This window comes from Aeromonas sp. FDAARGOS 1408 (assembly GCF_019048665.1).
Lineage (GTDB): Bacteria > Pseudomonadota > Gammaproteobacteria > Enterobacterales > Aeromonadaceae > Aeromonas > Aeromonas dhakensis.
This window is the reverse complement of the sequence record NZ_CP077394.1, coordinates 2,570,411-2,595,321: the sequence shown is the minus strand read 5'-3', so window position 1 is coordinate 2,595,321 and position 24,911 is coordinate 2,570,411. Positions and strand designations below refer to the sequence as shown.

The following is a 24,911-nucleotide window of genomic DNA, read 5'->3' as shown; positions in this document are numbered from 1 at the left end:
TATGTCTATACCTATGATTCTAGTCACTGGTGCCAACGGATTTGTAGGCAAGGCGGTCTGTGAACACCTGCTTAGGTGTGGGGTGAATGTGAAAGGTGCTGTGCGCAGTAACCCGTTCGCTTCGTACCAAGTTCAGGCTCCCTCTTTGACTGCCGATGCAGACTGGACGGTCCTTTTGCAACAAGTGGATGTGGTTGTCCACTGTGCAGCCAGGGTGCATGTGATGTCAGATACTGCGGCAGATCCCCTGACGGCTTTTCGAGCGGTGAATACAGAGGGCACCCTTGCTCTTGCCCGGCAGGCGGCTGAGGCAGGGGTAAAGCGCTTCATCTTTATCAGCTCGATCAAAGTGAATGGCGAGCAGACCGAGCCAGGCAAGCCATTTGATGAGAATGTGCAAAGTCCGCCAGAAGATCCCTATGGACGCTCGAAGTATGAGGCTGAGCAGGGGCTGATGGCACTCGCGAAAGAGTGTGGTATGGCTGTAACCATCATCCGTCCTCCTCTTATTTACGGGGAAGGGGTGAAGGCTAACTTTGCCAGCATGATGACGTGGGTGCGCAAAGGGATCCCGCTCCCTTTTGCCCGTTTGACCAATGCGCGTAGCCTGTTGGCGTTGCCTAATCTGTGTGACTTCATTGCCCATGCGATGGCACACCCTGCCGCAGTGAACCAGGTCTTTTTAGTCGCGGATCCTGTCACCGTGTCGACGTCGCAGTTGTTGACGGCGATTGCTGATGCAGAAGGGGTTAGCTGTCGGCTCTTTTATCTCCCACCAGGAATAATAAGAGGGCTTGGACGCTGTTTGGGGATTGATGCCAAGCTACAACGGATTTATGGCTCTCTGGAAATGGATACCGGTAAGGCTCAGAGCCGATTACAATGGTCGGCACCCTATTCGCTCTCTCAGACCCTATCTCTGATGGCATCTTCCCATAGTGAGTCGTCTTGATGCTGGCATTTGTTTTGTTGTCGATATTTTGTCTTTTCCTTTCAATCACCATGACTGGTCTGCTCAGGCGCTACGCCCAGACCCACTTACTTGACCAACCCAATCATCGTAGTTCGCATCAGGTGCCTACCCCGAGAGGCGGTGGCATGGCTATCGTAGCTACCTTTCTGCTGGCAGTCCCTTTGCTTGCCTCCCTGATCCCACTGCCCTATGGCATATCCCAGAGCGGTGTCGCATTGATATGGGCTGCTGCGCTTGGCATTGCACTGGTTGGTTTTATCGATGATCACATCTCTCTCAAGCCCAGAACTCGTCTTGTTGTACAGAGCATTGCGGCAGCCTTTGTCGTATCTGCTGTTAATGGTTTACCTGAACTGACTTTCTTTGGCTGGCAGCTGGATCTCGCTTGGTGCGGTTATCTACTGGCCTGGCTGGGGGTGATTTGGTTTATCAACCTGTACAACTTTATGGATGGCATTGATGGCTTGGCGGCCAGCGAGGCCGTTGTCGTTTGCCTGTTCATGGCGTTATTTCACTATTTGGTTGGGGGGGAGTGGTCGTCTGCCAGTTTGATCCTGCTACTGGGGATTTCGGTGGCGGGCTTCTTGTGCTGGAATTTTCCGCCCGCCAGGATCTTTATGGGGGATGGTGGCAGCGGGTTTCTTGGCTTGATGCTGGCTTCCCTGATGCTGCTGGATGCCGCTGCTGCACCTCAATTCCTGTGGGCATGGCTCGTCATGCTTGGAGTCTTTGTGGTTGATGCGACTTGGACGTTACTGAATCGTTATCGTCTGAAATGTCCTCTGAGCCAGGCTCATCGTACTCATGGCTATCAATATCTGGCGAGGCGTTGGCAGAGTCACCGAAACGTGACATTGGCTGTGCTTCTTATAAATAGCCTCTGGCTTGCACCGATCGCTGTCATGATTGTATTGGGCCTACTCGATGGTGTGAGCGGTCTGGTCATTGCCTACTTGCCATTAGCGTTTCTTGCGTATCACCTGAATGCAGGAGTGCCAGAATGAGAAATGAGCTTTTACCCGGAGGGAGCTGGCTACTGACCTGCCTGGGTTCTCTGTCACGAGCCAGCAAGCGTGCTGTATCTGTCACCGTTGATATGATCCTGATCACCATGACCTATTGGGGGGCGTACTGGATCCGGCTTGAACATAGCTGGCCAATCGATAGCCCCCATCACTGGGCACTGCTTGGCGCAGTTATCATCGTCAGCATCAGTGTGTTTGTGCGGCTGGGGCTGTATCGTGCAGTGTTGCGATATGTCAGCTTCCGGGTTTTATGGACAATCTTGTTGGGAGCATTTCTTTCAACTGCCTTCTTTGTTATCTCTGCGTTTTACTTTGATATCTTCCTGCCTAGAACGGTCTCGGTTATCTATCTCTCCTTTCTGGTGCTGTTGGTCGGTGGTGTGCGGCTGTTTTTCCGGGCGCTCCTTAATACCACCCGTTTGGCGCGCACCCAGGTGTTGATCTACGGCGCAGGCTCTTCCGGCCGTCAGTTGCAGATGGCCTTGTTGCAAGGTAATGAGTTTTATCCCGTCGCCTTTATTGATGACGATCCCACCAAGCAGGGGTGTGTGATCCAGGGATGTACCGTTTATCACAGCGCTCAGTTGCCAACCCTGATTGCTCACCATGGGGTACAGAAGATCTTGCTGGCCATGCCGAGCAGCACTAGGGCTCGTCGCCAGGAAGTGATCAATGCACTTGAGCCCCTCTCTTGCGAAGTGCTTTCTATCCCGGGAATGGCCGATCTGGTCAATGGTTCGGCCCGCATTGATCAGCTCAATGAGGTCTCCATTGATGATCTGTTGGGCAGAGATCCGGTAGAGCCGGTGACCAAATTAATGGAAGCCAATATCACAGGCAAAGCGGTCATGGTGACAGGTGCCGGTGGTTCCATTGGTTCTGAGCTGTGTCGCCAGATCTTGCGGTGCCGGCCATCCACCCTAGTACTGTTCGAACTATCTGAATACGCCCTTTATGTCTTGCACAAGAACCTGCGAGAGCAGTGTCAGCGTGAAGGAATCGAAACGGATCTGGTGCCGTTACTGGGATCAGTGCAGCGCCAGCATCGTCTAAAGACGGTGATGCAGAGCTTCAAGATCCAGACCGTTTACCATACCGCGGCTTACAAACATGTTCCGCTGGTTGAGTTCAACATCATTGAAGGGGTGCGTAACAATGTATTTGGTACGCTGTATGCGGCACAAGCTGCCATTGAGGCAGAGGTGGAAACATTCGTGCTCATCTCTACCGATAAAGCCGTGCGGCCAACCAACACCATGGGGGCCAGCAAGCGTCTGGCCGAGTTGATCTTGCAAGCCTTGACCCGCGAGAAGCACAGCACCCGTTTTTGTATGGTGCGTTTTGGCAATGTTCTCGGCTCTTCCGGCTCAGTGGTGCCGTTATTCAGACAGCAGATAGATAAGGGGGGGCCCATCACCCTGACTCATCCCGATATCATCCGTTACTTCATGACGATACCTGAGGCTGCCCAGCTGGTGATCCAGGCAGGCGCCATGGGGGAGGGGGGCGACGTCTTTGTGCTCGATATGGGGCAGCCGGTACGGATCATGGAGCTGGCTAAACGCATGATACGCCTGAGCGGTCTTACTCTGCGCGATGAGCAACGGCCCGATGGTGATATTGTCATCGAGGTAACGGGTTTGCGGCCGGGTGAAAAGCTCTACGAAGAGTTACTGATTGGTGATGATGCCAGAGGAACCGAACATCCCAGGATCATGATGGCACAAGAGAGCTGGTTGCCCTGGTCGCGACTACGCCCCTTGCTAGCCTCGTTGGATGATGCCTGTCACCGTTTTGATCAACAGCAAGTGCGCGATATCCTGATGCATGCACCGGCAGCATTCGAACCGACGGATGGTATTTGTGATCTGGTGTGGCTGGCCAAGCAGCAGCTACCACCAAGTGATAATGTGGTTAAATTACCCTCACATAACATAGATTTTTTGCTTGCCAATCACTGAGTTTGTAAATGAGCGCCCATCATTGGGCGTTTTTTTGCTTGAATTGCCTTCGTTGCTTGTTTTTTAATCAATCAGGCCTGTCGTGGACTAGATTGGCTACTCATTTCGGCAAACCGCAGGTAGAATTCCCCCTCCATCGATTTCGGAATAATCCTGCATTTTTGCGTGAAATAATGTTGCAAAATAAGCGGAGTTATGGCGAATGGTTGGAATGGCGGCTTGCTTTGTTGTCATGCTCGTCAACAGTAAAGTATCGAAAATTGCATATCGGTTTACTGATGCTTTCAATAATAAGAGGGGCTATGTGCACACTGGGAGCTGTAACTCAGGGGCGGTAGCTATTCATTTTTTCAATAATTTGGTTGTTTATTGAGCTGTTGGTGGCCGCTTTGTCATCTATTGGGTGTTGGCGGTCATCAGGCAAATAAAAAAACAGGTCGCCATCAGAAGCGAACCTGAAATTATCAAGGGATAAAACAATAATGGAAACGTCTGGTCTGGTTGCATTTGTTGGAACCGCGCTGGCTATTGCCTGTTTGCGTCCACTATCTGCCAAGCTACAACTCGTTGACTTACCGAATCAACGTAAACAACATGTCGGTGCGATCCCCCTGATTGGTGGGATTGCGGTTTGTCTGGGGGTATACCTCAGCGTCTTCTTCACCCTTCCATTGCAGAGCGCAATCATCACCATGCTGGCCTGTGCCGGTTGCATGATGGTGATTGGTGCTATCGATGATGCCAAGGATATCTCCCCCTGGATCAGACTGACCCTGCAAGCATTGCTCATCCTTATCCTCTGCCTGTCGACAGATATCAGCCTCCATCAGTTTGGTGATGTGCTGGGCATCGGGAACATCACAATTCCATTTATTGACTTGCTGATTGCCGTTGTTGCGGTCTGTGCGGCGATCAATGCCTATAACATGATGGACGGTATTGATGGTCTGGCTGGCAGCATGGCGGGTATTTCACTCGTGGGGCTATCTATTCTGTTTGCCAACACCATGCCTGATATGACTCATATCTGTTTGGTGATCACCATTGCTCTGGTCCCCTATCTGATCGTCAATCTCAATATTCCTCCTTTTAAACGCAAGATCTTCCTGGGTGATGCCGGTTCCATGTTCCTCGGCTTTATCATCGGTTATCTGGTGCTGTTTGGTTCACAACATAATGAGCTGGAACCTGCATTTCGCCCTGTCACCGCACTCTGGTTGATCGGCCTGCCGCTGATGGATATGGTGGGCATCATGATCCGCCGTATTCGCAAAGGGCAATCCCCTCTGCGCCCGGATCGCAATCATCTGCATCATATTCTGCTGCACGCCGGTTTTACCCCTCGCGAATCCCTATTGCTGATTGTCGTTGCCAACCTGGGGGTTGTGTTCTTCGGTATTCTGGCCGAACAGGCCGAACTGCCTGAGTGGCTGATGATGGGGCTCTATATGTTGCTGTTTGTGGCGTATTCACTCTGTCTGACATATGCATGGAAGCTTGGGCGATGGGTGAAAGGGATAAAAGCGCCATCCTCTGATTCTACCCGCATCAAAAAAAGTTAATCCGTCTGTGTAACACGGGGTCAGGTTTTTCATTTTGTATGATCTTAATGACTGGCTAGCCTCATAAACACTTTGCTGTAAATCGCAGGTGAGTGAAGATAAGCAGACCATTGAGACTGGAATTCGCCAGTGCCCTGTATCACATCATCGCCAGAGGCAATGAAAGAAAAGCGATGTACGCGGATGAAACTGATTTTCAGGTGTTTCTAGAGATACTTGATATAGTGTGTGCTTGCTGCATAACTGGAGGATTCTCCATGGAGCAGTTGGCTATTTATCATCGGCTATAGCCAATCCCCCGACTGGCTGGCAACGGTGCGATCTTGCGTTACTTTGGTACGCAACGGGCCAGCGCAATTAACGCATATATTGAGTTCGTTTACCAAGGTTTGCATAAACAGATCTGGGATAAGCTGAAACATCAAGTATATCTGGGGGATGATGACTTTGTAAAAACATCAAACATTGCAAAGTATGCTCGATGGCGATTTATCAGAAGTGCCGCAATAATAGCGCCGAGCGATAGCCAAACCATGAACAGAATATCAATAACAGGCCACCACCTGCGATGAGGCAATCCTGAATGTATACCGTTCTGGTGGTCTTCTTTAGAAAAAAGCAAAAAAAGATTGGTGAATTTTTTGGTGTTCATTACTCACTGGTTATCCGGATTATTGCAAAAAACAGCAAGACATAAACAGGGGGGATAATGGTAAACGTCCAGATGAAAGAGCTGAACCAGAATGCGATGGCGAAAATCAAAATGACAGACCTGACCCCGTTTTTTTCTATGCGGTGGGATGACCCACAAGTGGGTATTGATTGGCCGATTGAAGGTGGGCTGAGCCTTTCTAAGAAAGATAAAGAGGCGCTAAGCTTTAGTCTAGTAATAATTTTTTGATTAGTATTGCTGATGACCATTCTTATAAAATAGATAATTTGTTATTCTTCCTGTTCAATTGTATTTAATAACATTAAAGCTACTATTCTCAGCATAATAAGTTGAAATTAATGTCGAATTCAAAAAACAATCTCCGCATTGTTAAAAATACAATGTTTCTTTATTTTAGAATGCTATTAACACTCGGTGTCACCCTCTATACATCTCGAGTTGTTCTTAATAATTTGGGTGTTGAAGATTTCGGTATTTATAACGTGGTCGGTGGGGTTGTGACTATGATGGCATTCTTAAGTGGCGCCATGTCATCAGCAACGCAACGTTTTTTGTCCTTTGAGCTGGGCAAAAAAGATACGGTACAGTTACATAATGTTTTTAAAATGAGTATCAATATTCATTGGTTAATCATTTTTATCGTGGTGTTGATAGCCGAGACGTTAGGCTTGTGGTTTGTAAATACTCAATTGGTGATCTCGTCTGAGCGATTAGTGGCAGCCAACTGGGTATATCAGTGTGCTTTATTCTCTTTTTGCTGTACTGTACTTGGTGTGCCATATAATGCAGCAATTATCGCCCATGAAAAGATGAGCGCTTTTGCTTATATCAGTATCGTAGATGTATTACTTAAATTAATTGTGGTGTTTTGGTTGGCTGCCCATGATGGCGATAAGCTGCAATTTTATGCCTTACTGTTGAGTTTGGTGAGTGTGTTGATTTTGGCTTGTTATTATGGCTATGCCCGTTGGCAGTTTGCGGTAACTCGTTTTAGTTGGTACTGGAGTACTGAGTTATTTAAAACCTTGTTTAGTTATACCGGCTGGAATTTGTTTGGCAACCTGGCAGCTGTAGCAACAAATCAAGGCGTTAATATCTTACTTAATTTGTTCTTTGGTGCCACAGTAAATGCAGCTCGCGCAATTGCCTTTCAAGTAAACAGTGCCATTACCGGTTTTGTTACCAGTCTACAAATGGCGATTAATCCGCAAATCGTCAAATCTTACGCCAGTGATAATCATGTATATATGCACCAGCTAATTATGAGTGGTTCTAAGTATGCATTTTTCTTGCTTTATGCATTGGCATTACCCATTTTGCTGCAAACCGATACGGTTTTAACTTTGTGGCTAGTTAACCCGCCTGATTATACAGCATTATTTTGCCAGTTGATTTTAGTTGATGCTTTGCTAACCAGTCTGTCAGGTAGTTTAATGGCATCGGCACAAGCAACGGGAAATATAAAGCGCTATCAAACTGTTATTGGTGGTATATTGCTTTTAAATTTGCCGGCATCCTATTTGTTTTTGTCTAATGGTGGTGGTGCTCATACTGTATTTTATGTATCCATAGCTACATCAATAACTGCGTTACTGTTCAGGTTTGTGCTATTAAAAGACTTAATTAACCTTAATATTACTCAATTTTTTAGCAAGGTGATTGGTCGAGTTATAGTTGTTGTGTTGGCCACATTTTTGCCACTTAGTCTGTTGAGATTAAACACTGGCAATCCTATTGTTGACTTTGTGCTGACGTCAATGTTGATAGTAACACTGACTGCCATGGCTATGTTTATGCTAGGGCTTGAAAGGTTTGAGCGTGATTTCATAAAGGCGCGTGTTCGCAATTTTATTTAAAATAATTTAATATGGAGTGTGGTTTGAAAAGTAAAATTAAAGCTGTTGTAAAAAAAATGTTGGGTGTCGGTGGCCTAGAAAAAATTAGTTATGTGCGAAATTGTCGATTGTTAGCTGTTAATTCATTTAAAGACTTTAAGCTTTATTTAAAGCACTCTACAGTCTTTAATCAAGATGGCTTACATAAAATAGAGTGCCAATTAATTCTTGATTATCATTCGGTAGAAAAAGGCTTACTTTTTAAAAAAACCAAGCCAAGATTTGCCCAGCAACGCATTTTAAATTTGCACCCAAGGCTTGCTTTAGTGCTGATTAAAGATAATATCAACCGCTCGCAAATTAGAGTGGCTTATCAGGTAATGTGTGAATATTATGAATTGCATCAAAAGCTAAGTGTCGATATTAGCGATTATTACACACAGGCTCAGTATGAAGATTATAAATCAATTTTAGGTGATGCATATACAAGCGAATTTAAAGGAGCAATTGATTACCAAAAGGATTACTTTTATGCGCAAGTTAATGCTGATTTTGAAACATTTTCTAGCTCGCGAAAAAGTGTGCGTGAATATACTGGAGAATTGGTGTCAAGTTCACTTATTGAACAAGCAATTGCTTTGGCACTAAACACGCCTTCAGTTTGTAACCGCCAAGCATGCAAAGTATATTTGCTGGAAGATAAAGCCCGCATCGACAAGCTGCTAACCATTCAGGGTGGTTTAACAGGCTACACCCAAAATATCAATCAAGTTCTACTGTTAACAGTTGACCGAAATTACTTCTACACAGTTGGTGAGCGCAATCAGTTTTATATCGATGGTGGTATGTTCTTAATGAACATGCTGTACGCTCTGCATTTTTATAAAATTGCAAATTGTCCTGCAAATTGGGGCAAAACCATTCAGGAAGAGGAACGGCTTGGTGGTATTGTCGACATGCCAGAATCAGAAAAAATCATCTGTGTTGTACCAATTGGTGTAGCAAAGGATGAATTTAGAGTAACACTTTCACAACGTCGTGACCTTAACGAAGTTTTGGTTAAAATATAAATTTATAAGTGCTAAATACATGAAAATCGCAATTCTCACTCAACCACTTCATAATAACTACGGTGGTTTACTGCAAGCATTTGCATTGCAACATTATCTCAAAGCCCAGGGACATGATGTACTTACTGTAGATTTTAGCAGTGATCCGACACCACATTTTTTTGGTATAAAAACAGTCGTTGGCAATATACTTAGAAAGTATGTACTTCGCAGACAAATAAAAAGCATACTACCCATAACAGCTGAACAAAAACGTGTGATAGGGCAACATACAAATCGTTTTACCGCTGAACACATCCGAACTACTCAAAAGATCCACTCAGTCGAAGAATTTGCTTATATCAAGCAATATCAGTTTGACGCTTATGTGGTAGGTAGCGATCAGGTATGGCGGCCGGCCTATTCACCGGGCATGTCCGCTTTCTTTTTGTCTTTTTTAGGCAAAGAAGATAAAGCCAAACGCATTGCCTATGCGGCTTCGTTTGGCGTGGATAACTGTGATGAGTTTAGTGCGGAACAGTTGGCCAAGTATGCACCGTTATTGCAGCATTTTGATGCCATTGGTGTGCGTGAAGACAGCGCGGTTAGTTTATGCAAACACCACTTTGGTGCAAATGTAGAACATGTTATTGACCCTACACTATTACTAGATAAAGCGATTTATTGTGATTTGGTGGCTCAAGGTAAAACTCCACCAAGTAACGGTAATATGATGGTCTATGTGCTCGATAAAGCACCGGACAAGCAACAGATTATTAAAGCAGTCGCCAAGGAGCAGGGCTTAACACCATTTACCGTGATGCCAGCGCAAGATGGAATTTATCCGCCCGTCACTCAATGGCTGCGTGGTTTTATGGATGCGGAATATGTGGTGACTGACTCATTCCACGGTGTAGCGTTCTCGATTATCTTTAACAAACCCTTTATCGCCATCGGCAATCATGGCCGTGGCTTGGCCCGCTTTACTTCCATTTTAAAGATGTTTGGTCTGGAACAGCGATTGATTTTTAGTCCGGCTGAGTTAAGTCGCGAGCTAATCAACTTGCCGATTGATTTTGCAACAGTCAATCAATTGAAAACTGAAAAACAGCAAATTGCCACCGCATTTTTAAAACAGGCCTTGTTCACCCAATAACAATATGAATAGCTTCATGTCACCCAACTACATCCCAAAAGTTTCTGTCATCGTACCTGTATATAACACCGAGCTGTATGTCGAGCGTGCCATTATCAGCTTGATGGAACAAACCCTTGATGATGTGCAATTTATTATCATCGACGATGGCTCGAAAGATAATTCCCTGAACATCATTAAGCAAGTGATAACTCGTTACCCTGCGCGGCAAGGGCAGGTGACCTTAATTAGCCGAGAGAACCGCGGTGTAGCCGCTACCCGTGCTCAAGGCATGGAGTTGGCGACGGGCGATTATGTTATACACCTTGATAGCGACGACTGGGCCGAACTCAACTGGCTGGAAGCGTTGTACACCAAGGCTATTGAAGATAATGCGGATGTAGTGGTGTGTGACTACCGTACCATTCATCCTGCGACCTCCACTGACGTGAAACAACCGATAGGGAAAGATGGTGTCGATTGTGTTAAAAAATTGCTTTCTGGTGAATTACTTGGCCCGACTTGGAATAAATTGATTAAGCGAAAATTACTTGCAGATAATAATATAAGGTTTTTACCTGATATCAATTTTTTGGAAGATTTCATTCTGGTTATGCAAGCTTTTTTAGCAGCCAATGCAATCGGCTATGTAGCACAACCATTGATCAACTACAATAAGTGCAATGAATCATCAATTACTGCATCTGTTAGTAAGCAGAAGGTAAAAGAGATTGTTTTTGCAACAAGTGCAATTGATAGGGTACTAAGTGCGAATCAATTATCATCCGGTTTATCAAAGTATTTTAATACCATGAAGTTAAACCTAAAATACTGGATGTTGTGTTGTATTGATAAAAAGGCTATTGCTAGTATTGCTTGGGTATACCCTGAGACCGATAGCTTTATTTTTAAGTCACCCATGCCTATACAAGCAAAAGCAATTTTATATTTATTTTCTTTAAAAATGTTCAAGGCTGTAGAGGTGCTAATTTATCTATTGGCTCTTTTAAGAGGTTTAATTAGGTGATTTGCTGTCTCTTATCCGTATTTTGTAATTGCATATATTTATGATGGTAGCACGATGAAAATTCCTAAAAAAATACATTATTGCTGGTTTGGTGGAGCAGAGTTACCTGAGTTGGCGATTCGTTGCATGGCAAGCTGGGAAAAATATTGCCCTGACTACGAAATTATACGTTGGGATGAAAAGAATTCAGATTTAGAATCATGTCGTTTTGTGCGTGAGGCCTATACCGCTAAAAAGTGGGCATTCGTATCTGATTATATGCGTCTCAAAGTTGTTGAAGAGCATGGCGGTATTTATCTTGATATCGATGTGGAGTTATTAAAACCGTTAGATATATTTTTGGTTCATCAAGGGTTTATGGGGTTCGAGCAAGCTAAACCCTATTGTGTTGCCACAGGTTTGGGGTTTGGAGCGGTTGCTCATCATCCAGTTATTCGAAAGTTGATGGAAAACTATGAAAATACACCATTTATTAAAGCTGATGGTAGTTTTGATATGACTCCTTGTCCGGCAAGAGATACAATAGTCTTGACATCTTTTGGCTTAAAGCAGAATGGGTTAGAACAACAGATCTATGATTTAGTCGTATACCCACCGGAAGTTTTTTCCCCCATATCGTTATTAGGCGAAGAACTCTTTACTCAAAGAACCGCATCCATTCATCATTTTAATGCCTCTTGGGTTACTCCTGAGCAAAAGCATTTTATTGAAATCAAATCAAAATTGACCCGTATTTTTGGGGTTAAAGCTGGAGGTGTTTTATCCATGCTTTATTTAGTAAAGCAAAAAGGAGTTTTATATTCATTGCATAAAATAAAAACTCGTCTTTTTAAGTCAATTAAGTAAATTGGATTCAAGATGATTTTGTGACGATTACGCCTATTTTAAAATTTGCCATCATACATGTGATTTGCTGATTGATTTTTATAAATATTATGGTTCTTAACATGTTGCGATTATATAGGTAGGTGTTATAAAAAGAGAGTTTAATCTCAACTTCATTCAGTATCAGAGGCAGACATTTATCAATTTGAGTTTTGTAGTTGAACACTCCCAATATAAGGACGGGGCGAAGCTCAATAAAGCCATGTTAACACACATTATCATACAGTATAGACCCTTAACGTAATGGTATTGCGATCTAAAGTTTCAACATGCTAAGTTAGAAACTGTTGTCAAGTTACCAGTGTGAATCTGGCTATCTTACCAATAGGTATGGCTCATTGATCTAGTGCCGGATAATAGAAGTGAAGGGTAAAAACCTAATTGTGTGGCAGCACGATAACCTGCGCTAAGAACATTTATAGGTATAATAGAATTCCTAATGATTGACTATCGTCAGGTGATCGATTTAATTTAAACTGTTGCTTTTTATATAAAGCAACTATTTCTAGTTGCATTTTTATAGGTTGATGTGTGTAAACATGAAATATATCCGCATTGATAATGATTTTCTATTTTTTATTCTTGCATATTTTGGTTTTATAGTTTTTTCATTAGTTAGTTTTGGATATGCATCTACTTTTGAAGTTAAAGGTGATACTCTTCAATATTTTTATAATTTTGAGAGTATAAAACTCGATCCTTTCCCATATGGTTTTGAGTTTGTTACCTCTGGCATTATGTGGTTAGTTAACTTTTTAGGTGGTGATTTTAGATTATTTTTGTTTGTTTGTTTGTTTATGTGGTCTCCTATTGTATTTATAGTTATCTTGTTGTCTCGGCGTAACCCGATGTTCATTTTTATTTATTTGTTTTTTCTCACGCCGATATTTATGAGTAACGCCTTATATATTATAAGGCAGTATCATGCTGCACTGTTTTTTATTATGTTTATTTACTTACAAAAAAGTGAGAGGAAAATAAAAATCGCTTCGTTGGTACTTTTTTTGGTTTCTTTCTGCTCTCATCTTTCTGCTATATTGTGGTTTTCTTTATCGCGTCAGCGAGTAGTGTCACTTTTTGTTAAGCCGTTTTTTATATATACTATGGCATTCACGCCATTCTTTTTGCTTTTGATTAATGTTAATTCGATATCTGTTTTTGTTGATGCTCTCATTGAGATATCAAACTTTTTTGGTGCATCTGATATAAATAGGAAGTTAGCATTTTATACTACCGGCGAGTATTTGCTTGCAGAGCCTATTGGTTATCAATTTATTTTCATATCAGCTATTATCATAATCTTAAGTGTGTATCTGATGCTATACACTGCTCATGAAAATACATGGGTATTTTTAATGTTTACCCAATCTCTGCTGTTGGTTACATTAAAAGATAATATAATTATTGCGAATAGATTTGCTTTTTTTTCGTATTACTTTTCTATGCCATCGTTATTGATTCTAATATCCCTTTCTTTAAGGGGAATTAAGTGGAGGTTTAATTGAAATATAATGCTTATGTTATTTCTCTTATTGATGAATATGAAAGAAGGTCAAGTGTAAAAAAGCAGCTCACTAGCCTTGCACCTACATTTAAGTATGTAGATGCAATTGATTTTAGAGCAGCATCAGTTGATTTATTAATAGAAAATACAGCTGTTGATAAGTTAGGTTCCTTAAATAGAATGCTGACCAAAGGAGAAGTGGGGTGTGCACTAAGTCATTTTAAATGTTATCAAGAAATTGTATCTGATGATTCGGATTGGGCTTGGGTTATAGAGGATGATGCCGATTTAAGCAGATTAACTAACGATAGCGTTGAAAAGATTATATCATTAGTTGCTGAAAATAATATAGATGTTGTCATTTTAGGTTATTCAAAATTGTCAAAGAATGAAGAGCTTGATTTTTATAAATTTGAGCCTATTCGAAAACTATTTGCTTCAGAACATTTTGCGTTGGGGGAGCCCTGGAAAAATTGGACATGTGGTACGGTCTCATATTTGATTAGTAAGTCTGGCGCAAAAAAAATGCTTGATTATTTTAGTGATGGAAAAGTAATAACTGTCGCCGATGATTGGATGTTTTTTGAAAAGAACATTGGACTAAACATCACTCATTTACGACCATTATTAGTTTTTGAAGATTTTATTAGTTTTCAAAGTGCGTTGGAAATAGAGCGCGCAGCAGTTTCAAAAAATAAGATTGCAATCATGAAATCAATTAAAGTGTTAAGGGGATATTTTCGGGCTCTATTGATGAAGACTGTGTTATGAAAATCTTATTTATTATAACTGGTCTAGGGATGGGTGGTGCGGAGCGCCAAGTGTGTGAATTGGCCGACCAATTTTCAGTAATGGGGCATCAGATATTATTAATCTCTATGACAGGTGAAACAGTTAATCTCCCACGTTCAAAATCAATTGAAGTTGTTTCTTTGAATATGGGTAAAAGTCCCATAGGAATAATCCGTGCATACTTAAAGGCTCATGTACTAGTGAAAGAATTCCAGCCTGATGTAGTACATAGCCATATGGTTCATGCAAATATATTTGCTCGAATACTTCGCTTAAGTACCAGATTTCCACGACTAATTTGTACTGCACACAACACCAATGAAGGCGGTCGAGCAAGGGTTATCGCTTACCGATTAACCGATAGTCTATGTGATGTAAGTACAAATGTGAGCCAAGAGGCTGTTGATGCATTTGTAGCGCAAGGAGCCGTTCCTGCTGGACGTATGTGTGCTATGTACAATGGTATTGATACCACTCGCTTTGACTTTGATTCAGATAATCGTCAGCGCTATCGTTCAGAATTGGGATTGACTAGTGGTGATCAATTATTATTGGCAGTTGGTCGACTTAATGTTCAAAAAGACTATCCAAATCTGATCTATGCGCTATCTCATTTATTGGTTAGCCAGAGTCAAGTGCAGTTAGCCATTATTGGTGTCGGTGAGGAGCATGCGAAGTTGACTGAGCTTGTAGCCAGTTTGGGGTTGACTAGTCGAGTTCATTTTTTGGGAATGAGACATAATGTTCATGAGTGGATGAGTGCTGCAGATATTTTTGTTCTCTCGTCTGCTTGGGAGGGGTTTGGTCTAGTTGTTGCCGAAGCCATGGCATGTCAGCGGGTTGTGGTTGCAACTGATTGTGGTGGCGTCAAAGAGGTTGTTGGAGAATGTGGTATTTTGGTGCCTCCAAGAGATCATCTTGCATTGGCAGATGGAATTAACACAGCGCTTCAGATGAGTAGTGATGAGATTGAAATGATAGGTGCTGCAGCAAGAGATAGAATAGTCACACGTTATTCGTTGAGTGCTCAGACGGAGAGGTGGTTATCTTTGTACCAATAGTGTTGACGCCAAATCTAGATTTTCAGAGGTATCTGTGAATAAAAATCATATAGTCATCGTGGCCAATACCGCATGGTCTGTTTTTAATTTTCGCCATGGTTTATTAAATCGACTACTCAGTGATGGGTATCATATATCGGTAGTCGCCCCTAATGATAAATTTTCCGGTAAGCTTAAAGACATGGGCTGTGATGTTATTGATCTGCCCATGTCTGCCAAAGGTGTGAATCCTTTCGATGATATAAAGTTAGTGACTTTATTGTATCGTTACTATCGTAAGCTAAATCCAGATTTTATTATTCATTATACAATCAAACCAAATATTTATGGTTCTTTGGCTGCTAAAATAGCCGGTATTCCATCGTTGGCGATTACAACTGGCTTAGGGTATACATTTGTCAATGACAATTTTATTGCCAAAATTGCACGGCAGCTCTATAAAATGGCATTTCGTTACCCTAAAGAAGTATGGTTTTTAAATGAAGATGATCGTCAAGCATTTTTAGCGTATAGCTTGGTTAATGAAAATAAAGCTAAACTACTGCATGGCGAAGGTGTAAATGTATCACATTTTTCACCCATACCCTCCTCGTCTGGTAACAATCCCACAACATTTTTGCTGATTGCAAGAATGTTGTGGGATAAAGGGATCGGAGAATATATTGAAGCTGCGAGAGTGATTAAAAGTAAATATCCAAAGACACATTTTCAATTGCTTGGTTCCTGCGATGTTCCTAACCCCAGTCTTATCAGTCGTGAACAAATAGGCATATGGGAGTCAGAAGGGATCGTTGAGTATTTGGGAACAACAGATGACGTAAGAACTGTTATTGCCAATGTTGATTGTGTGGTGTTGCCATCTTATCGAGAGGGTATTCCGAGAACGATGTTAGAAGCTGCTGCGATGGCCAAACCGCTTATCGTTTCTGATGCCCCTGGCTGCAAAGATGTTGTTATTAATGGCAAGACCGGATTCTTATGCAAAGTCAAAAATCGGGATTCACTTGCCGCAGCAATGGAGCTGATTATTAACCAATCAACACAAGAGCGCGTTGATATGGGGGTGGCAGGAAGAAATCTAGTGCTTCAAAAATTTGATGAGCGAGTCGTGATAAAAAAATATATTGACATGCTATCTAGATATAATTTGAGTGTCAGTGGGGTAACTATAAAAAGAAAAGTAGATAGTCGAATTGATAGCATATTGAGTTAGGTAGGACTGCGCCTGCTTTTATATTACTCATACTGCTTTAGCTGTTTGCATCGAAGCTTAGCATATATGTATTTGATGTGACTTAAAGAGTTTAATTTTAGAGAAAATGCTCTCTAGTTTTTATAAAATCCGCTATCATACGGCGATTTTTCCGTTCAGTTCTTGATGGCAAGCTTAATAAGGTGTGGTAGTGAAAAGGATTCAGCTCATTCCTCTGTTGTCGGCCGTGGCCCTGCTCAGTGCATGCACTGTGGTGCCCGGTACCAATCTTTCCACCAGTGGCAAAACCGAGGTGGCTACAGGTTCTGTTGATGTTGATCAGCTGGCAGATGTCTATCCGGTAACACCGGCGTTGATCAGCCAACTGCGCAAGGCGCCGGTGGTGGGCAAGGCCAACCCCGAGCTCAATAGCGAGATCAGCCGTTACGAGTACCGGATTGGTGTGGGTGACATCCTCAATGTCACTGTGTGGGATCACCCCGAGTTGACCATCCCGGCCGGTTCTTACCGCAGTGCCAGCGAAGCGGGCAACTGGGTGCATGCCGATGGCACCATCTTCTACCCCTATATCGGCAAGGTGGACGTGGTGGGTAAAACTGTCGCACAGATCCGTACCGATATCGCCAAGCGCTTGGCCCAGTTTATCGAGAGCCCGCAGGTGGATGTGAGCATTGCTGCTTTCCGCTCCCAGAAGGTTTATATCTCCGGTGAGGTGACCAAGCCGGGCGCACAGCCCATCACCAATGTGCCGATGACCCTGCTCGATGCCTTCAATCTGGCTGGCGGGCTGACCCCGACCGCGGATTGGCACCATGTGGTGTTGACCCGCCAGGGCAAGGAGTTCCCGCTTTCCATGCAGGATCTGCTGCAGTATGGGGATCTCTCTCACAATCAGTTGATGCGTGACGGCGACATGCTTTACGTGCCGCGCAACGATGCCCAGAAAGTTTTTGTGATGGGTGAGGTCAACAAAGCATCGACCCTGACCATTGGCCGTGAGGGGATGAGCCTGACCGAAGCACTGAGCAGTGCCGAAGGCCTTAACCAGAATGCCGCCAATGCGACCGGCATCTTCGTATTGCGCCCCGCCGCGAAAGCCCAAGAGAAAGCCGCCATTTATCAGCTCGACCTGAGTGATGCCACCGCGCTGGTGATGGGGACCGAGTTTGCATTGCAACCTTACGACGTGGTCTATGTCACCACGGCGCCGGTGACGCGCTGGAATCGCGTGTTGAGTCAGCTGGTGCCCTCCATCAACGGCTTTAACGAGCTGACCGAAGGCATGCTGCGGGTTCGCAACTGGTAAGACCGTGATTTTGCTTAACCTCTCCCGCTTGATTGACGTGTAGCCGCACTCCTTCAGGGAGACGGCATTGAGGGGGGCTGATGCCTCCCTTATCTCCGGTTGTTTGTTGCCTTGATATGGTGACAAACGTGGAGGATAGGGTAGGGGAGTATGCCCTCTATCCGCCTTGCTTCAGGAAGATGCACGTAGTGAGGGGCGGTGGCTGCAGATTTTATTTTTAAAGAGCGACAGCGATATGTTTGAAAAAATTCTTGTGGTGTGTGTGGGCAATATTTGCCGCTCCCCAACCGGTGAACGACTGCTTCGCGAGCATTTGCCCGGCCGCCAGGTCAGTTCTGCCGGGGTCAGTGCCCTGGTTGACAAGCCGGCCGACAAGGTCGCGAGCGAGGTGGCACAGCAGCATGGTCTCTCCCTTGAGGGACACGCGGCGCGCCAACTGACCCGCGATCTCTGTCAGGATGCCGATCTGATCCTGGTGATGGAGAAAGGGCATATCTCTGCCGTCACGTCCATCGACCCGGGGGCTCGTGGCAAAACCATGCTGTTTGGCCACTGGCAGGGGGAGAGTGAAGTGCCCGATCCCTATCGTCTGAGTCGGGAAGCTTACGAACATGTTTACCAGCTGTTGGTGCGTAGCGCCGATGGGTGGGCGAAAAAACTGTAACGACATCCGCAGCGTCTGGTGGTGTTTGGGTTGTATCTGACTATAAAAATGGATTGTGTTTAATGACGACTTCTTCTGTTTTGTCCCGGCAGAGCAGTGCCGCGGTGGAGAATGACGAGATCGATCTGGGGCGCCTGCTGGGTTACCTGATCGATGGCCGTTGGTGGATTGTGACGATCACCGCTCTGTTTATGGTTCTTGGCGTTGCATACGCTCTGTTGGCGACCCCGGTCTTCAAGGCAAACGCCTTGCTGCAGGTTGAGAAAAAAGCCAGTGGCGCGGCGCTGCTCGGAGATATGGCTGATGTATTGGGCGGTGAACAGCCTGATGCCGCTGCCGAGATTGAGCTGCTGACTTCTCGTATGGTGCTTGGCCGTACAGTGCAAGAGCTTCACCTCGATACCGTAGTGACACCCAATTTCTTCCCGCTGGTTGGCCGTGGTCTGTCACGGCTGATGGGGCATCCCTATCCCAAGATGGCAGTGAGCCGCTTTGAGGTGGCACCTGAATTGCTGGGAACGCCGCTTACGCTGACTATGAACGAAGATAAGCGCTTTACCCTCGAGGTTGAGGGGCGGGTGCTGGAAGGGCGGGTTGGAGAGCTGCTTGAGAAAGATGATGTTACCTTGCTGTTGTCCGATGTGGCTGCTGATGAGGGACAGACCTTCACGCTGGTCAAGCAGCCAGTACTGGATGTGATTGCTGAGTTGCAGAGTGGGCTTCAGGTCAGTGAGAAGGGCAAGAATACCGGGATCATCTCGCTGACGTTGGAAGGGGAAGACAAGGGGCGCATTCGTGCCGTACTTGACAACATCAGCCAGAACTATCTGCAACAGAATGTGGTGCGCAAGACCGAAGAGGCTCAAAAGAGCTTGGATTTTTTGCAAACGCATCTGCCTCAGGTCAAAGAGGATCTGAATCGTTCTGAAGAGCAATTGAATCTGTATCGTCAGCAGAATGAGTCGGTCGATCTGTCGCTGGAAGCCAAGGCCGCACTGGATACCATGGTGGGTCTCGAGAAGCAGCTCAATGAGTTGACTTTCCGGGAGGCCGAATTGCAGCAGCTCTATACTCGCCAGCACCCCGCTTACATCGCTCTGATGGAAAAGCGCCAGACTTTGATGAATACCAAAAATGCGATCAACAAGTCGATCAAGCGCCTGCCAAAAACCCAGCAGGAGATTTTGCGTCTGACCCGTGATGTGCAGGTCGGTCAGGAGATCTTCGTCCAGCTGCTCAACAAGCAGCAGGAGCTCAATATCATGAAGGCGGGTACCATCGGCAATGTGCGGATCATCGATGATGCCGCCGTTGAAACCCGCGCCGTCAAGCCGAAGAAACCGCTGATTGTGGTACTGGCGACCCTGCTGGGTGGCATGTTGTCAGTGGGGTTGATCCTGGTGCGTGCCGCCTTCCACCGAGGCGTGGAGAGTCCGGAGCAGCTGGAGGAGATGGGGCTTTCTGTTTATGCCACTATTCCCTATTCCAGCGAGCAGGCCACGATCGAGCAGCAACAGAAAAAACGTCGTCATGCTATGCCGCTTAATGAAGCGCTATTGGCCGCACGTAACCCTGCTGACTTGGCTATGGAGTCGCTACGTAGCCTGCGAACCAGCCTCCACTTCGCCATGATGGAAGCCAAAAACAACATAGTGATGATCTCGGGCCCCGGCCCGGGTCTTGGCAAAACCTTCGTATCCACCAACTTTGCTGCCACGTTGGCTCTGGGCGGCAAGAAGGTGCTGGTTATCGATGCCGACTTGCGCAAAGGCTATATGCAGAAGGTGATGGGCCAGGAGATGGGGACTGGCTTGAGCTCCTATCTGGCGGGTCAGACCGATTTGACGCAGGTAGTGAGTCAGACCGGGTTTGACGGCCTTGATTTTGTCTGCCGTGGCGCTGTACCACCAAATCCTTCAGAACTGCTGATGCATCCGCGTTTCAAAGCGCTGCTGGATTGGGCGAGCGAGCACTACGATTTTGTCATCGTTGACTCCCCTCCCATCCTGGCGGTCACCGATGCCGCCATTGTTGGCCAGCATGTCGGGGCATCTTTGCTGGTTGCCCGCTTCGCCAAGACGGCGGTCAAAGAGGTGGAAGTGGCTATTCGTCGTTTTGAGCAAAATGGTGTCTCGATCAAGGGTATATTGCTCAATGCCGTCGAGAAGAAAGCGAGCAGTTACTATGGAAATTATGGGTATTATCAATACAGTTATGGCGACAAGACGAAAGCCTGACTTTTCTTGGAGCACATCTGGGTCTTAAGAGACACCGCACAGTAATCGTGGTTTAATTGATGTTTCGTTTGGGTAATACTACGGGTGTCTGAGAAAATTGATGTCTCAGTGATAAGGTTTAGATGTATCAACAAAAAGGAAGATAGTATGAAGAAGACTGCATTTGCTCTGGCTGCTTTGCTGGCTGTTTCCGCTAATGTGATGGCTGCAGAGGAAGCTGTAGTTGTAGAGGGTGCTGCCGGTGGTGCTGCCGGTACTGGTGCAGCCGCAGCGGCTGCAGGTGTCACCACTACTGCTGTTGCTGTCGGTGCGGCTGCCGCACTGGTAACCGCTGTAGCTGTATCTGAATCCAATAGCCGCAACAACAACACCAGCACAACCACTTCGACCAAATAAGTCCAATAAGGCTGCTCTAACCGAGCAGCCTTATCTTTTATTCTCTTTTCATGGATGGTTATTCGCGCGTGATATCGTACCGTTCTTTTCTGCCCCCACGAGTACTAGCCTGGGCGGGCATGTTGTTGCTGACTGGTTGTAGTACCTCAACGAATCAGACAATAGAAACCCTGGGTTATGTCTTTCATAAAGAAAATGAGATTGTGCTGACGTCTACGCAACTCAGACAGCTTCCTTATGCAAGCGCCTACATCAAAGTCGGCGATCTGCCACAAGCTTTGGTTGTATTGGCTTATGTCAATGGCGAGCGCTTGTCATGGATGAGTGCTGATGGGGTGATGTTCATCACAGAACATGGCCGCTTGGTCAAAACAATTGGCTTGCCGAATGATTTACGTTATCTCGGATATCTAGACCAAGATCCCTTAAGAATTGTACGTCTGGATAAACTGCCATCCATGGTGTGGTACAGTGTGGCCGAGTGGTCACAAAAATATACCAGTGGTTATCCTTTGAGTGCCCATTACCGCCGCGTTGGTAATGAAGTGTTAGAAGTGATGGATAAACCATATACAACAACTATTATTGAAGAGTCTGTTACTGCATCTCCCAGTGAGGAGCAATGGAACAATTATTTTTGGATTGATGAGCATTCCGGCCAAGTTCGCAAACTCAAGCAACAATTAGGCCCTTCCCTTCCTGTCATTGAAATGACTTTTCTCAAGCCCTACTCATCATGAAAATTATAAATATATTTCTTATCTCTATTTTAGCAACTAACCCTGCGTGGGCTGATGCGACTATATCCATATGGTGGAAAGGTCAGCCAGTAAAAGACCTTCATTATGCCAAGCAGATAACGCTAAGCAGTGCGCTGAGTGATCCTGCTATCTTGTCATATAACCCTTATTGGCCGGTCGGACAAATATCAACGCCGGTACGTCAGCAAGAGCTCGAGCATCAGCGTCAAGTATTATTGGCTGACTTGACCGTATTATCCAAAATGTGGTCTGACATGGGAGAGCCATCGCTGGCATCTTCTACTCTGCAATTGTTGCAGCAATTGCAGCAGCTTGAGTTAACTGGCCGTTTTGATGTGTCTGTAGACCCTGATGTAAATCAAGCGCGTTCTGGTGTTGATGCTCCTATATTGAAAGGCCATTATCAGTTGTATCTTGCTCCTCGTCATCCTGAGGTACAGATTGCCGGTTTGGTAAAACAAATCGGTGACGTTCCTCTCCTGCCCGGAGCTGGATTACGTGAGTATTGGAAAAGAAAAGATATATTGGAAGGGGGAGATCCTGCCGGGGTATATCTTGTATCCCCCAGTGGAAAATATGATTGGTTTCCTGTTGCGATTTGGAATGAACGACATGTTGAAGCGATGCCGGGGGCAACACTTTTCGTGGGATTCTCGCCTGACGTACTTCCCAAGCAGTATCAAAACTTGAATGAACGAATTCTGACATTGTTTGCTAACCGGATGCCAAAATGATGTACCCAAGAGTTTCCTTGATTGCCCTGTTGGTATGTCATGCAGCCAACGCCAATGCGGATATCTTTGAGCCACTGGGCCCCTCACAAAGTGATTTTGGGGGCGTTGGCCTGCTGCAAATGCCTACTGCCAGAATGGCAAAAGAGGGTGAGTTCAGCGCCAACTATTTTGACAATGAACAATATCGTCGTTGGACTGTTTCTGTACAGCCTTTTGAATGGTTTGAAGCAACCCTGCGTTATACTGATGTAAGAACCAGACTATATAGTTCTTCACCTGGTTTTAGTGGTGATCAAACTTACAAAGATAAAGGCATCGATTTCAAGTTTCGTTTGATGCAAGAATCTACCTGGCTACCCACAGTATCACTCGGATTTCGAGACTTGATGGGGACCGGGCTATTTGACAGTGAGTATGTTGTTGCCAGTAAACGTTACGGCCCTTTCGACTTCACTCTAGGAATGGGGTGGGGCAATATGGGCGAAAGTGGAAATATCACCAACCCATTCTGCCGTTGGAAAGACGACTGGTGTGGGCGTGATGGTTCTTATTCCGGTGGGGGTGGTAAATTTGAAACAGGGAATATGTTTCATGGAAACTCGGCTCTGTTTGGTGGGGTGGAATACCAAACGCCATGGCAGCCACTGAGACTGAAACTTGAATATGATGGTAACGACTATAGTAATGAGTTTTCGGGAAAGGTAACTCAGTCATCTCCGATCAATGTTGGTGTGGTCTATCGTGTATTCGATTATATGGATACTCATCTTAGCTATCAGAGAGGAAATACTCTGATGTGGGGGGTGACATTGCGGACCAACTTCAATGATTTGCGGCAGAACCATTTGGATGAGCCTCGTCCTGTCTATATGGAAAACAGGGTGCCAGCTGAGGATACTGCCGTCGACTGGGCTGCAATGGCGGATCAATTTGACCGAAATGCGGGTTGGCAAGAGTCCACAATCACTCAGCATCAAAACACTGTGTCTCTGTCAGGTCAACAATATAAATACAGAGACCCTCAAGAAACGCTTGAACGTACGGCAGTGATTGCGGCCAATCAATTACCTGCTTCAGTGACGGAGTTGAAAGTAATTGAACGTCAGCGCAATCTTACACTGCAAGAGACAGTAATTGACCTCGACTCCGTGCGAGAGGCCAATATGCCTCCGATTTTGGGGGATGAGAAGTCGGTCAAAAGCCATAAGCAAGCACCGGAACCACTGATGGGAGATGTACGTTATCAGTCTGATGCCGAGCGTTTTTCTTATTCATTTGACCCAAGCCTGACCCAGTCTTTTGGTGGACCCGAGTCATTTTACATGTATCAAGTCGGCGTCAATGCCAACAGTGAGCTACGTCTTTCCGATAAGAACTGGCTGCAAGGCACACTGTTTTTCAACGTGGCCAATAACTTTGATGAGTTTAACTACAAGACTCCTCCGGCAGATGCGGACAAGTTGCCCCGTGTCAGAACGTGGATCCGAGAGTATGTCGATTCATCCAATATTTTGTTGAATAACCTGCAGCTGACTCATCTGGATCAATTCAGCCAGGATTGGTATGGCCAGGTTTATGGCGGGTACCTTGAGATGATGTATGCCGGTGCTGGCGGTGAGCTATTGTATCGGCCTTTCGGGCAGTCATGGGCATTAGGGGTAGACGGCAACTGGGTGAAACAACGAGACTGGAATAATACCCTCAAGATGGCCGACTACGATGTGGTTACCGGTCATGTGACTGGCTATTGGCAATTGCCTTTCTTGGAAGGTGTCACCGCGAAGGTTGCTGTTGGTCGCTACCTGGCTGGAGATGTCGGCGCGACATTCGATTTTTCGAAGCGATTCGACTCAGGCATTGTCATGGGGGCCTATGCAACTCTGACAGATGTGTCGGCAGATGAATATGGTGAGGGCAGCTTTACCAAAGGTATCTATGTGACCATACCTTTCGATCTGATGCTGATTCGTCCGACTACATCCAAGGGCACCATTGGTTGGGTTCCGCTGACAAGGGATGGAGGCCAGATGCTCAATCGTAGTCAATCGCTCTATGATCTGACGGAGCGTTTGCCGCTGTAACAAAGGCTATTGCCCTCATTCGTAAAGACAACAAGCC

The 24,911-nt window shown here is 45.3% G+C and carries 21 protein-coding genes; all 21 read left to right on the top strand.

Translation table 11 applies throughout. The features are described 5' to 3' along the window. Position 1 precedes the first annotated feature (1 nt). The 21 genes from I6L38_RS11915 (at position 2) to I6L38_RS11815 (ending at position 24,874) form a co-directional block, all read left to right on the top strand. Positions 2-952: an NAD-dependent epimerase/dehydratase family protein gene (locus I6L38_RS11915; protein ID WP_201889395.1), complete on the top strand. Its 951-nt coding sequence runs from the start codon at positions 2-4 to the stop codon at positions 950-952. Continuing rightward, positions 952-1,977, top strand: a complete 1,026-nt coding sequence (locus I6L38_RS11910; protein WP_201889394.1) for a glycosyltransferase family 4 protein — start codon at positions 952-954, stop codon at positions 1,975-1,977. Before I6L38_RS11915 ends, I6L38_RS11910 begins: the two co-directional genes overlap by 1 nt. Next, positions 1,974-3,959, top strand: coding sequence for a nucleoside-diphosphate sugar epimerase/dehydratase (locus I6L38_RS11905; RefSeq protein WP_216988519.1), 1,986 nt, complete (start codon positions 1,974-1,976; stop codon positions 3,957-3,959). Before I6L38_RS11910 ends, I6L38_RS11905 begins: the two co-directional genes overlap by 4 nt. A 482-nt stretch (positions 3,960-4,441) precedes the next feature. Further along, positions 4,442-5,521 (top strand): UDP-N-acetylglucosamine--undecaprenyl-phosphate N-acetylglucosaminephosphotransferase, encoded by a 1,080-nt coding sequence (wecA, locus tag I6L38_RS11900; protein WP_201883767.1) that lies wholly within the window; start codon positions 4,442-4,444, stop codon positions 5,519-5,521. Positions 5,522-6,245: 724 nt separating this feature from the next. Next, complete coding sequence (locus I6L38_RS11895) at positions 6,246-6,422, top strand: dTDP-4-dehydrorhamnose 3,5-epimerase family protein (protein ID WP_201883768.1); 177 nt, start codon at positions 6,246-6,248, stop codon at positions 6,420-6,422. Positions 6,423-6,532: 110 nt separating this feature from the next. Continuing rightward, a complete protein-coding gene (locus I6L38_RS11890; RefSeq protein ID WP_367948971.1) occupies positions 6,533-8,050 on the top strand; it encodes a lipopolysaccharide biosynthesis protein in 1,518 nt (505 codons plus the stop codon). Between the two features lie 23 nt (positions 8,051-8,073). Then, a complete protein-coding gene (locus I6L38_RS11885) occupies positions 8,074-9,099 on the top strand; it encodes a nitroreductase family protein (protein WP_216988517.1) in 1,026 nt (341 codons plus the stop codon). Positions 9,100-9,118: 19 nt separating this feature from the next. Continuing rightward, complete coding sequence (locus I6L38_RS11880; protein ID WP_216988516.1) at positions 9,119-10,234, top strand: polysaccharide pyruvyl transferase family protein; 1,116 nt, start codon at positions 9,119-9,121, stop codon at positions 10,232-10,234. Positions 10,235-10,250: 16 nt separating this feature from the next. Further along, a complete protein-coding gene (locus I6L38_RS11875; RefSeq protein ID WP_201883772.1) occupies positions 10,251-11,240 on the top strand; it encodes a glycosyltransferase in 990 nt (329 codons plus the stop codon). A gap of 54 nt (positions 11,241-11,294) precedes the next feature. Continuing rightward, on the top strand, positions 11,295-12,086 hold the full coding sequence (locus I6L38_RS11870) for a glycosyltransferase family 32 protein (RefSeq protein ID WP_216988515.1): 792 nt from the start codon (positions 11,295-11,297) through the stop codon (positions 12,084-12,086). 578 nt (positions 12,087-12,664) lie between these two features. After that, a complete protein-coding gene (locus tag I6L38_RS11865; RefSeq protein WP_216988514.1) occupies positions 12,665-13,630 on the top strand; it encodes an EpsG family protein in 966 nt (321 codons plus the stop codon). Further along, on the top strand, positions 13,627-14,400 hold the full coding sequence (locus I6L38_RS11860) for a glycosyltransferase family 25 protein (RefSeq protein WP_201883777.1): 774 nt from the start codon (positions 13,627-13,629) through the stop codon (positions 14,398-14,400). Before I6L38_RS11865 ends, I6L38_RS11860 begins: the two co-directional genes overlap by 4 nt. Beyond that, on the top strand, positions 14,397-15,482 hold the full coding sequence (locus I6L38_RS11855) for a glycosyltransferase (RefSeq protein ID WP_254204162.1): 1,086 nt from the start codon (positions 14,397-14,399) through the stop codon (positions 15,480-15,482). The genes I6L38_RS11860 and I6L38_RS11855 overlap by 4 nt, the downstream gene beginning before the upstream one ends. A gap of 34 nt (positions 15,483-15,516) precedes the next feature. Next, positions 15,517-16,695, top strand: coding sequence for a glycosyltransferase family 4 protein (locus I6L38_RS11850; protein ID WP_216988513.1), 1,179 nt, complete (start codon positions 15,517-15,519; stop codon positions 16,693-16,695). Positions 16,696-16,885: 190 nt separating this feature from the next. Next, the gene (locus I6L38_RS11845; RefSeq protein WP_139126181.1) at positions 16,886-18,001 is read left to right on the top strand and encodes a polysaccharide export protein; all 1,116 of its coding nucleotides are present in this window, start codon (positions 16,886-16,888) and stop codon (positions 17,999-18,001) included. A gap of 235 nt (positions 18,002-18,236) precedes the next feature. Continuing rightward, the gene (locus I6L38_RS11840) at positions 18,237-18,665 is read left to right on the top strand and encodes a protein tyrosine phosphatase (protein WP_201883782.1); all 429 of its coding nucleotides are present in this window, start codon (positions 18,237-18,239) and stop codon (positions 18,663-18,665) included. 62 nt (positions 18,666-18,727) lie between these two features. Beyond that, a complete protein-coding gene (locus tag I6L38_RS11835) occupies positions 18,728-20,902 on the top strand; it encodes a polysaccharide biosynthesis tyrosine autokinase (RefSeq protein ID WP_216988512.1) in 2,175 nt (724 codons plus the stop codon). A 147-nt stretch (positions 20,903-21,049) separates the two neighbouring features. Beyond that, positions 21,050-21,298, top strand: a complete 249-nt coding sequence (locus I6L38_RS11830; RefSeq protein WP_076361318.1) for a hypothetical protein — start codon at positions 21,050-21,052, stop codon at positions 21,296-21,298. Between the two features lie 119 nt (positions 21,299-21,417). Then, positions 21,418-22,038 carry a YjbF family lipoprotein gene (locus I6L38_RS11825; RefSeq protein WP_216988511.1) on the top strand — a complete coding sequence of 207 codons (621 nt, stop codon included), beginning with the start codon at positions 21,418-21,420 and terminating at the stop codon, positions 22,036-22,038. Then, positions 22,035-22,793, top strand: coding sequence for a capsule biosynthesis GfcC family protein (locus I6L38_RS11820; protein ID WP_080760770.1), 759 nt, complete (start codon positions 22,035-22,037; stop codon positions 22,791-22,793). Before I6L38_RS11825 ends, I6L38_RS11820 begins: the two co-directional genes overlap by 4 nt. A 17-nt stretch (positions 22,794-22,810) precedes the next feature. After that, on the top strand, positions 22,811-24,874 hold the full coding sequence (locus I6L38_RS11815; RefSeq protein WP_254204161.1) for a YjbH domain-containing protein: 2,064 nt from the start codon (positions 22,811-22,813) through the stop codon (positions 24,872-24,874). Positions 24,875-24,911 lie beyond the last annotated feature (37 nt).

Excerpts from the sequence above, each read along its gene's own strand:
- I6L38_RS11870 (WP_216988515.1), top strand. The coding sequence starts at position 11,295 with ATGAAAATTCCTAAAAAAATACATTATTGCTGGTTTGGTGGAGCAGAG.
- I6L38_RS11875 (WP_201883772.1), top strand. The coding sequence starts at position 10,251 with ATGTCACCCAACTACATCCCAAAAGTTTCTGTCATCGTACCTGTATAT.
- I6L38_RS11880 (WP_216988516.1), top strand. The coding sequence starts at position 9,119 with ATGAAAATCGCAATTCTCACTCAACCACTTCATAATAACTACGGTGGT.
- I6L38_RS11840 (WP_201883782.1), top strand. The coding sequence starts at position 18,237 with ATGTTTGAAAAAATTCTTGTGGTGTGTGTGGGCAATATTTGCCGCTCC.
- I6L38_RS11865 (WP_216988514.1), top strand. The coding sequence starts at position 12,665 with ATGAAATATATCCGCATTGATAATGATTTTCTATTTTTTATTCTTGCA.
- I6L38_RS11830 (WP_076361318.1), top strand. The coding sequence starts at position 21,050 with ATGAAGAAGACTGCATTTGCTCTGGCTGCTTTGCTGGCTGTTTCCGCT.
- I6L38_RS11825 (WP_216988511.1), top strand. The coding sequence starts at position 21,418 with ATGTTGTTGCTGACTGGTTGTAGTACCTCAACGAATCAGACAATAGAA.
- I6L38_RS11835 (WP_216988512.1), top strand. The coding sequence starts at position 18,728 with ATGACGACTTCTTCTGTTTTGTCCCGGCAGAGCAGTGCCGCGGTGGAG.
- I6L38_RS11820 (WP_080760770.1), top strand. The coding sequence starts at position 22,035 with ATGAAAATTATAAATATATTTCTTATCTCTATTTTAGCAACTAACCCT.
- I6L38_RS11905 (WP_216988519.1), top strand. The coding sequence starts at position 1,974 with ATGAGAAATGAGCTTTTACCCGGAGGGAGCTGGCTACTGACCTGCCTG.
- I6L38_RS11855 (WP_254204162.1), top strand. The coding sequence starts at position 14,397 with ATGAAAATCTTATTTATTATAACTGGTCTAGGGATGGGTGGTGCGGAG.
- wecA (WP_201883767.1), top strand. The coding sequence starts at position 4,442 with ATGGAAACGTCTGGTCTGGTTGCATTTGTTGGAACCGCGCTGGCTATT.
- I6L38_RS11890 (WP_367948971.1), top strand. The coding sequence starts at position 6,533 with ATGTCGAATTCAAAAAACAATCTCCGCATTGTTAAAAATACAATGTTT.
- I6L38_RS11895 (WP_201883768.1), top strand. The coding sequence starts at position 6,246 with ATGAAAGAGCTGAACCAGAATGCGATGGCGAAAATCAAAATGACAGAC.
- I6L38_RS11915 (WP_201889395.1), top strand. The coding sequence starts at position 2 with ATGTCTATACCTATGATTCTAGTCACTGGTGCCAACGGATTTGTAGGC.
- I6L38_RS11910 (WP_201889394.1), top strand. The coding sequence starts at position 952 with ATGCTGGCATTTGTTTTGTTGTCGATATTTTGTCTTTTCCTTTCAATC.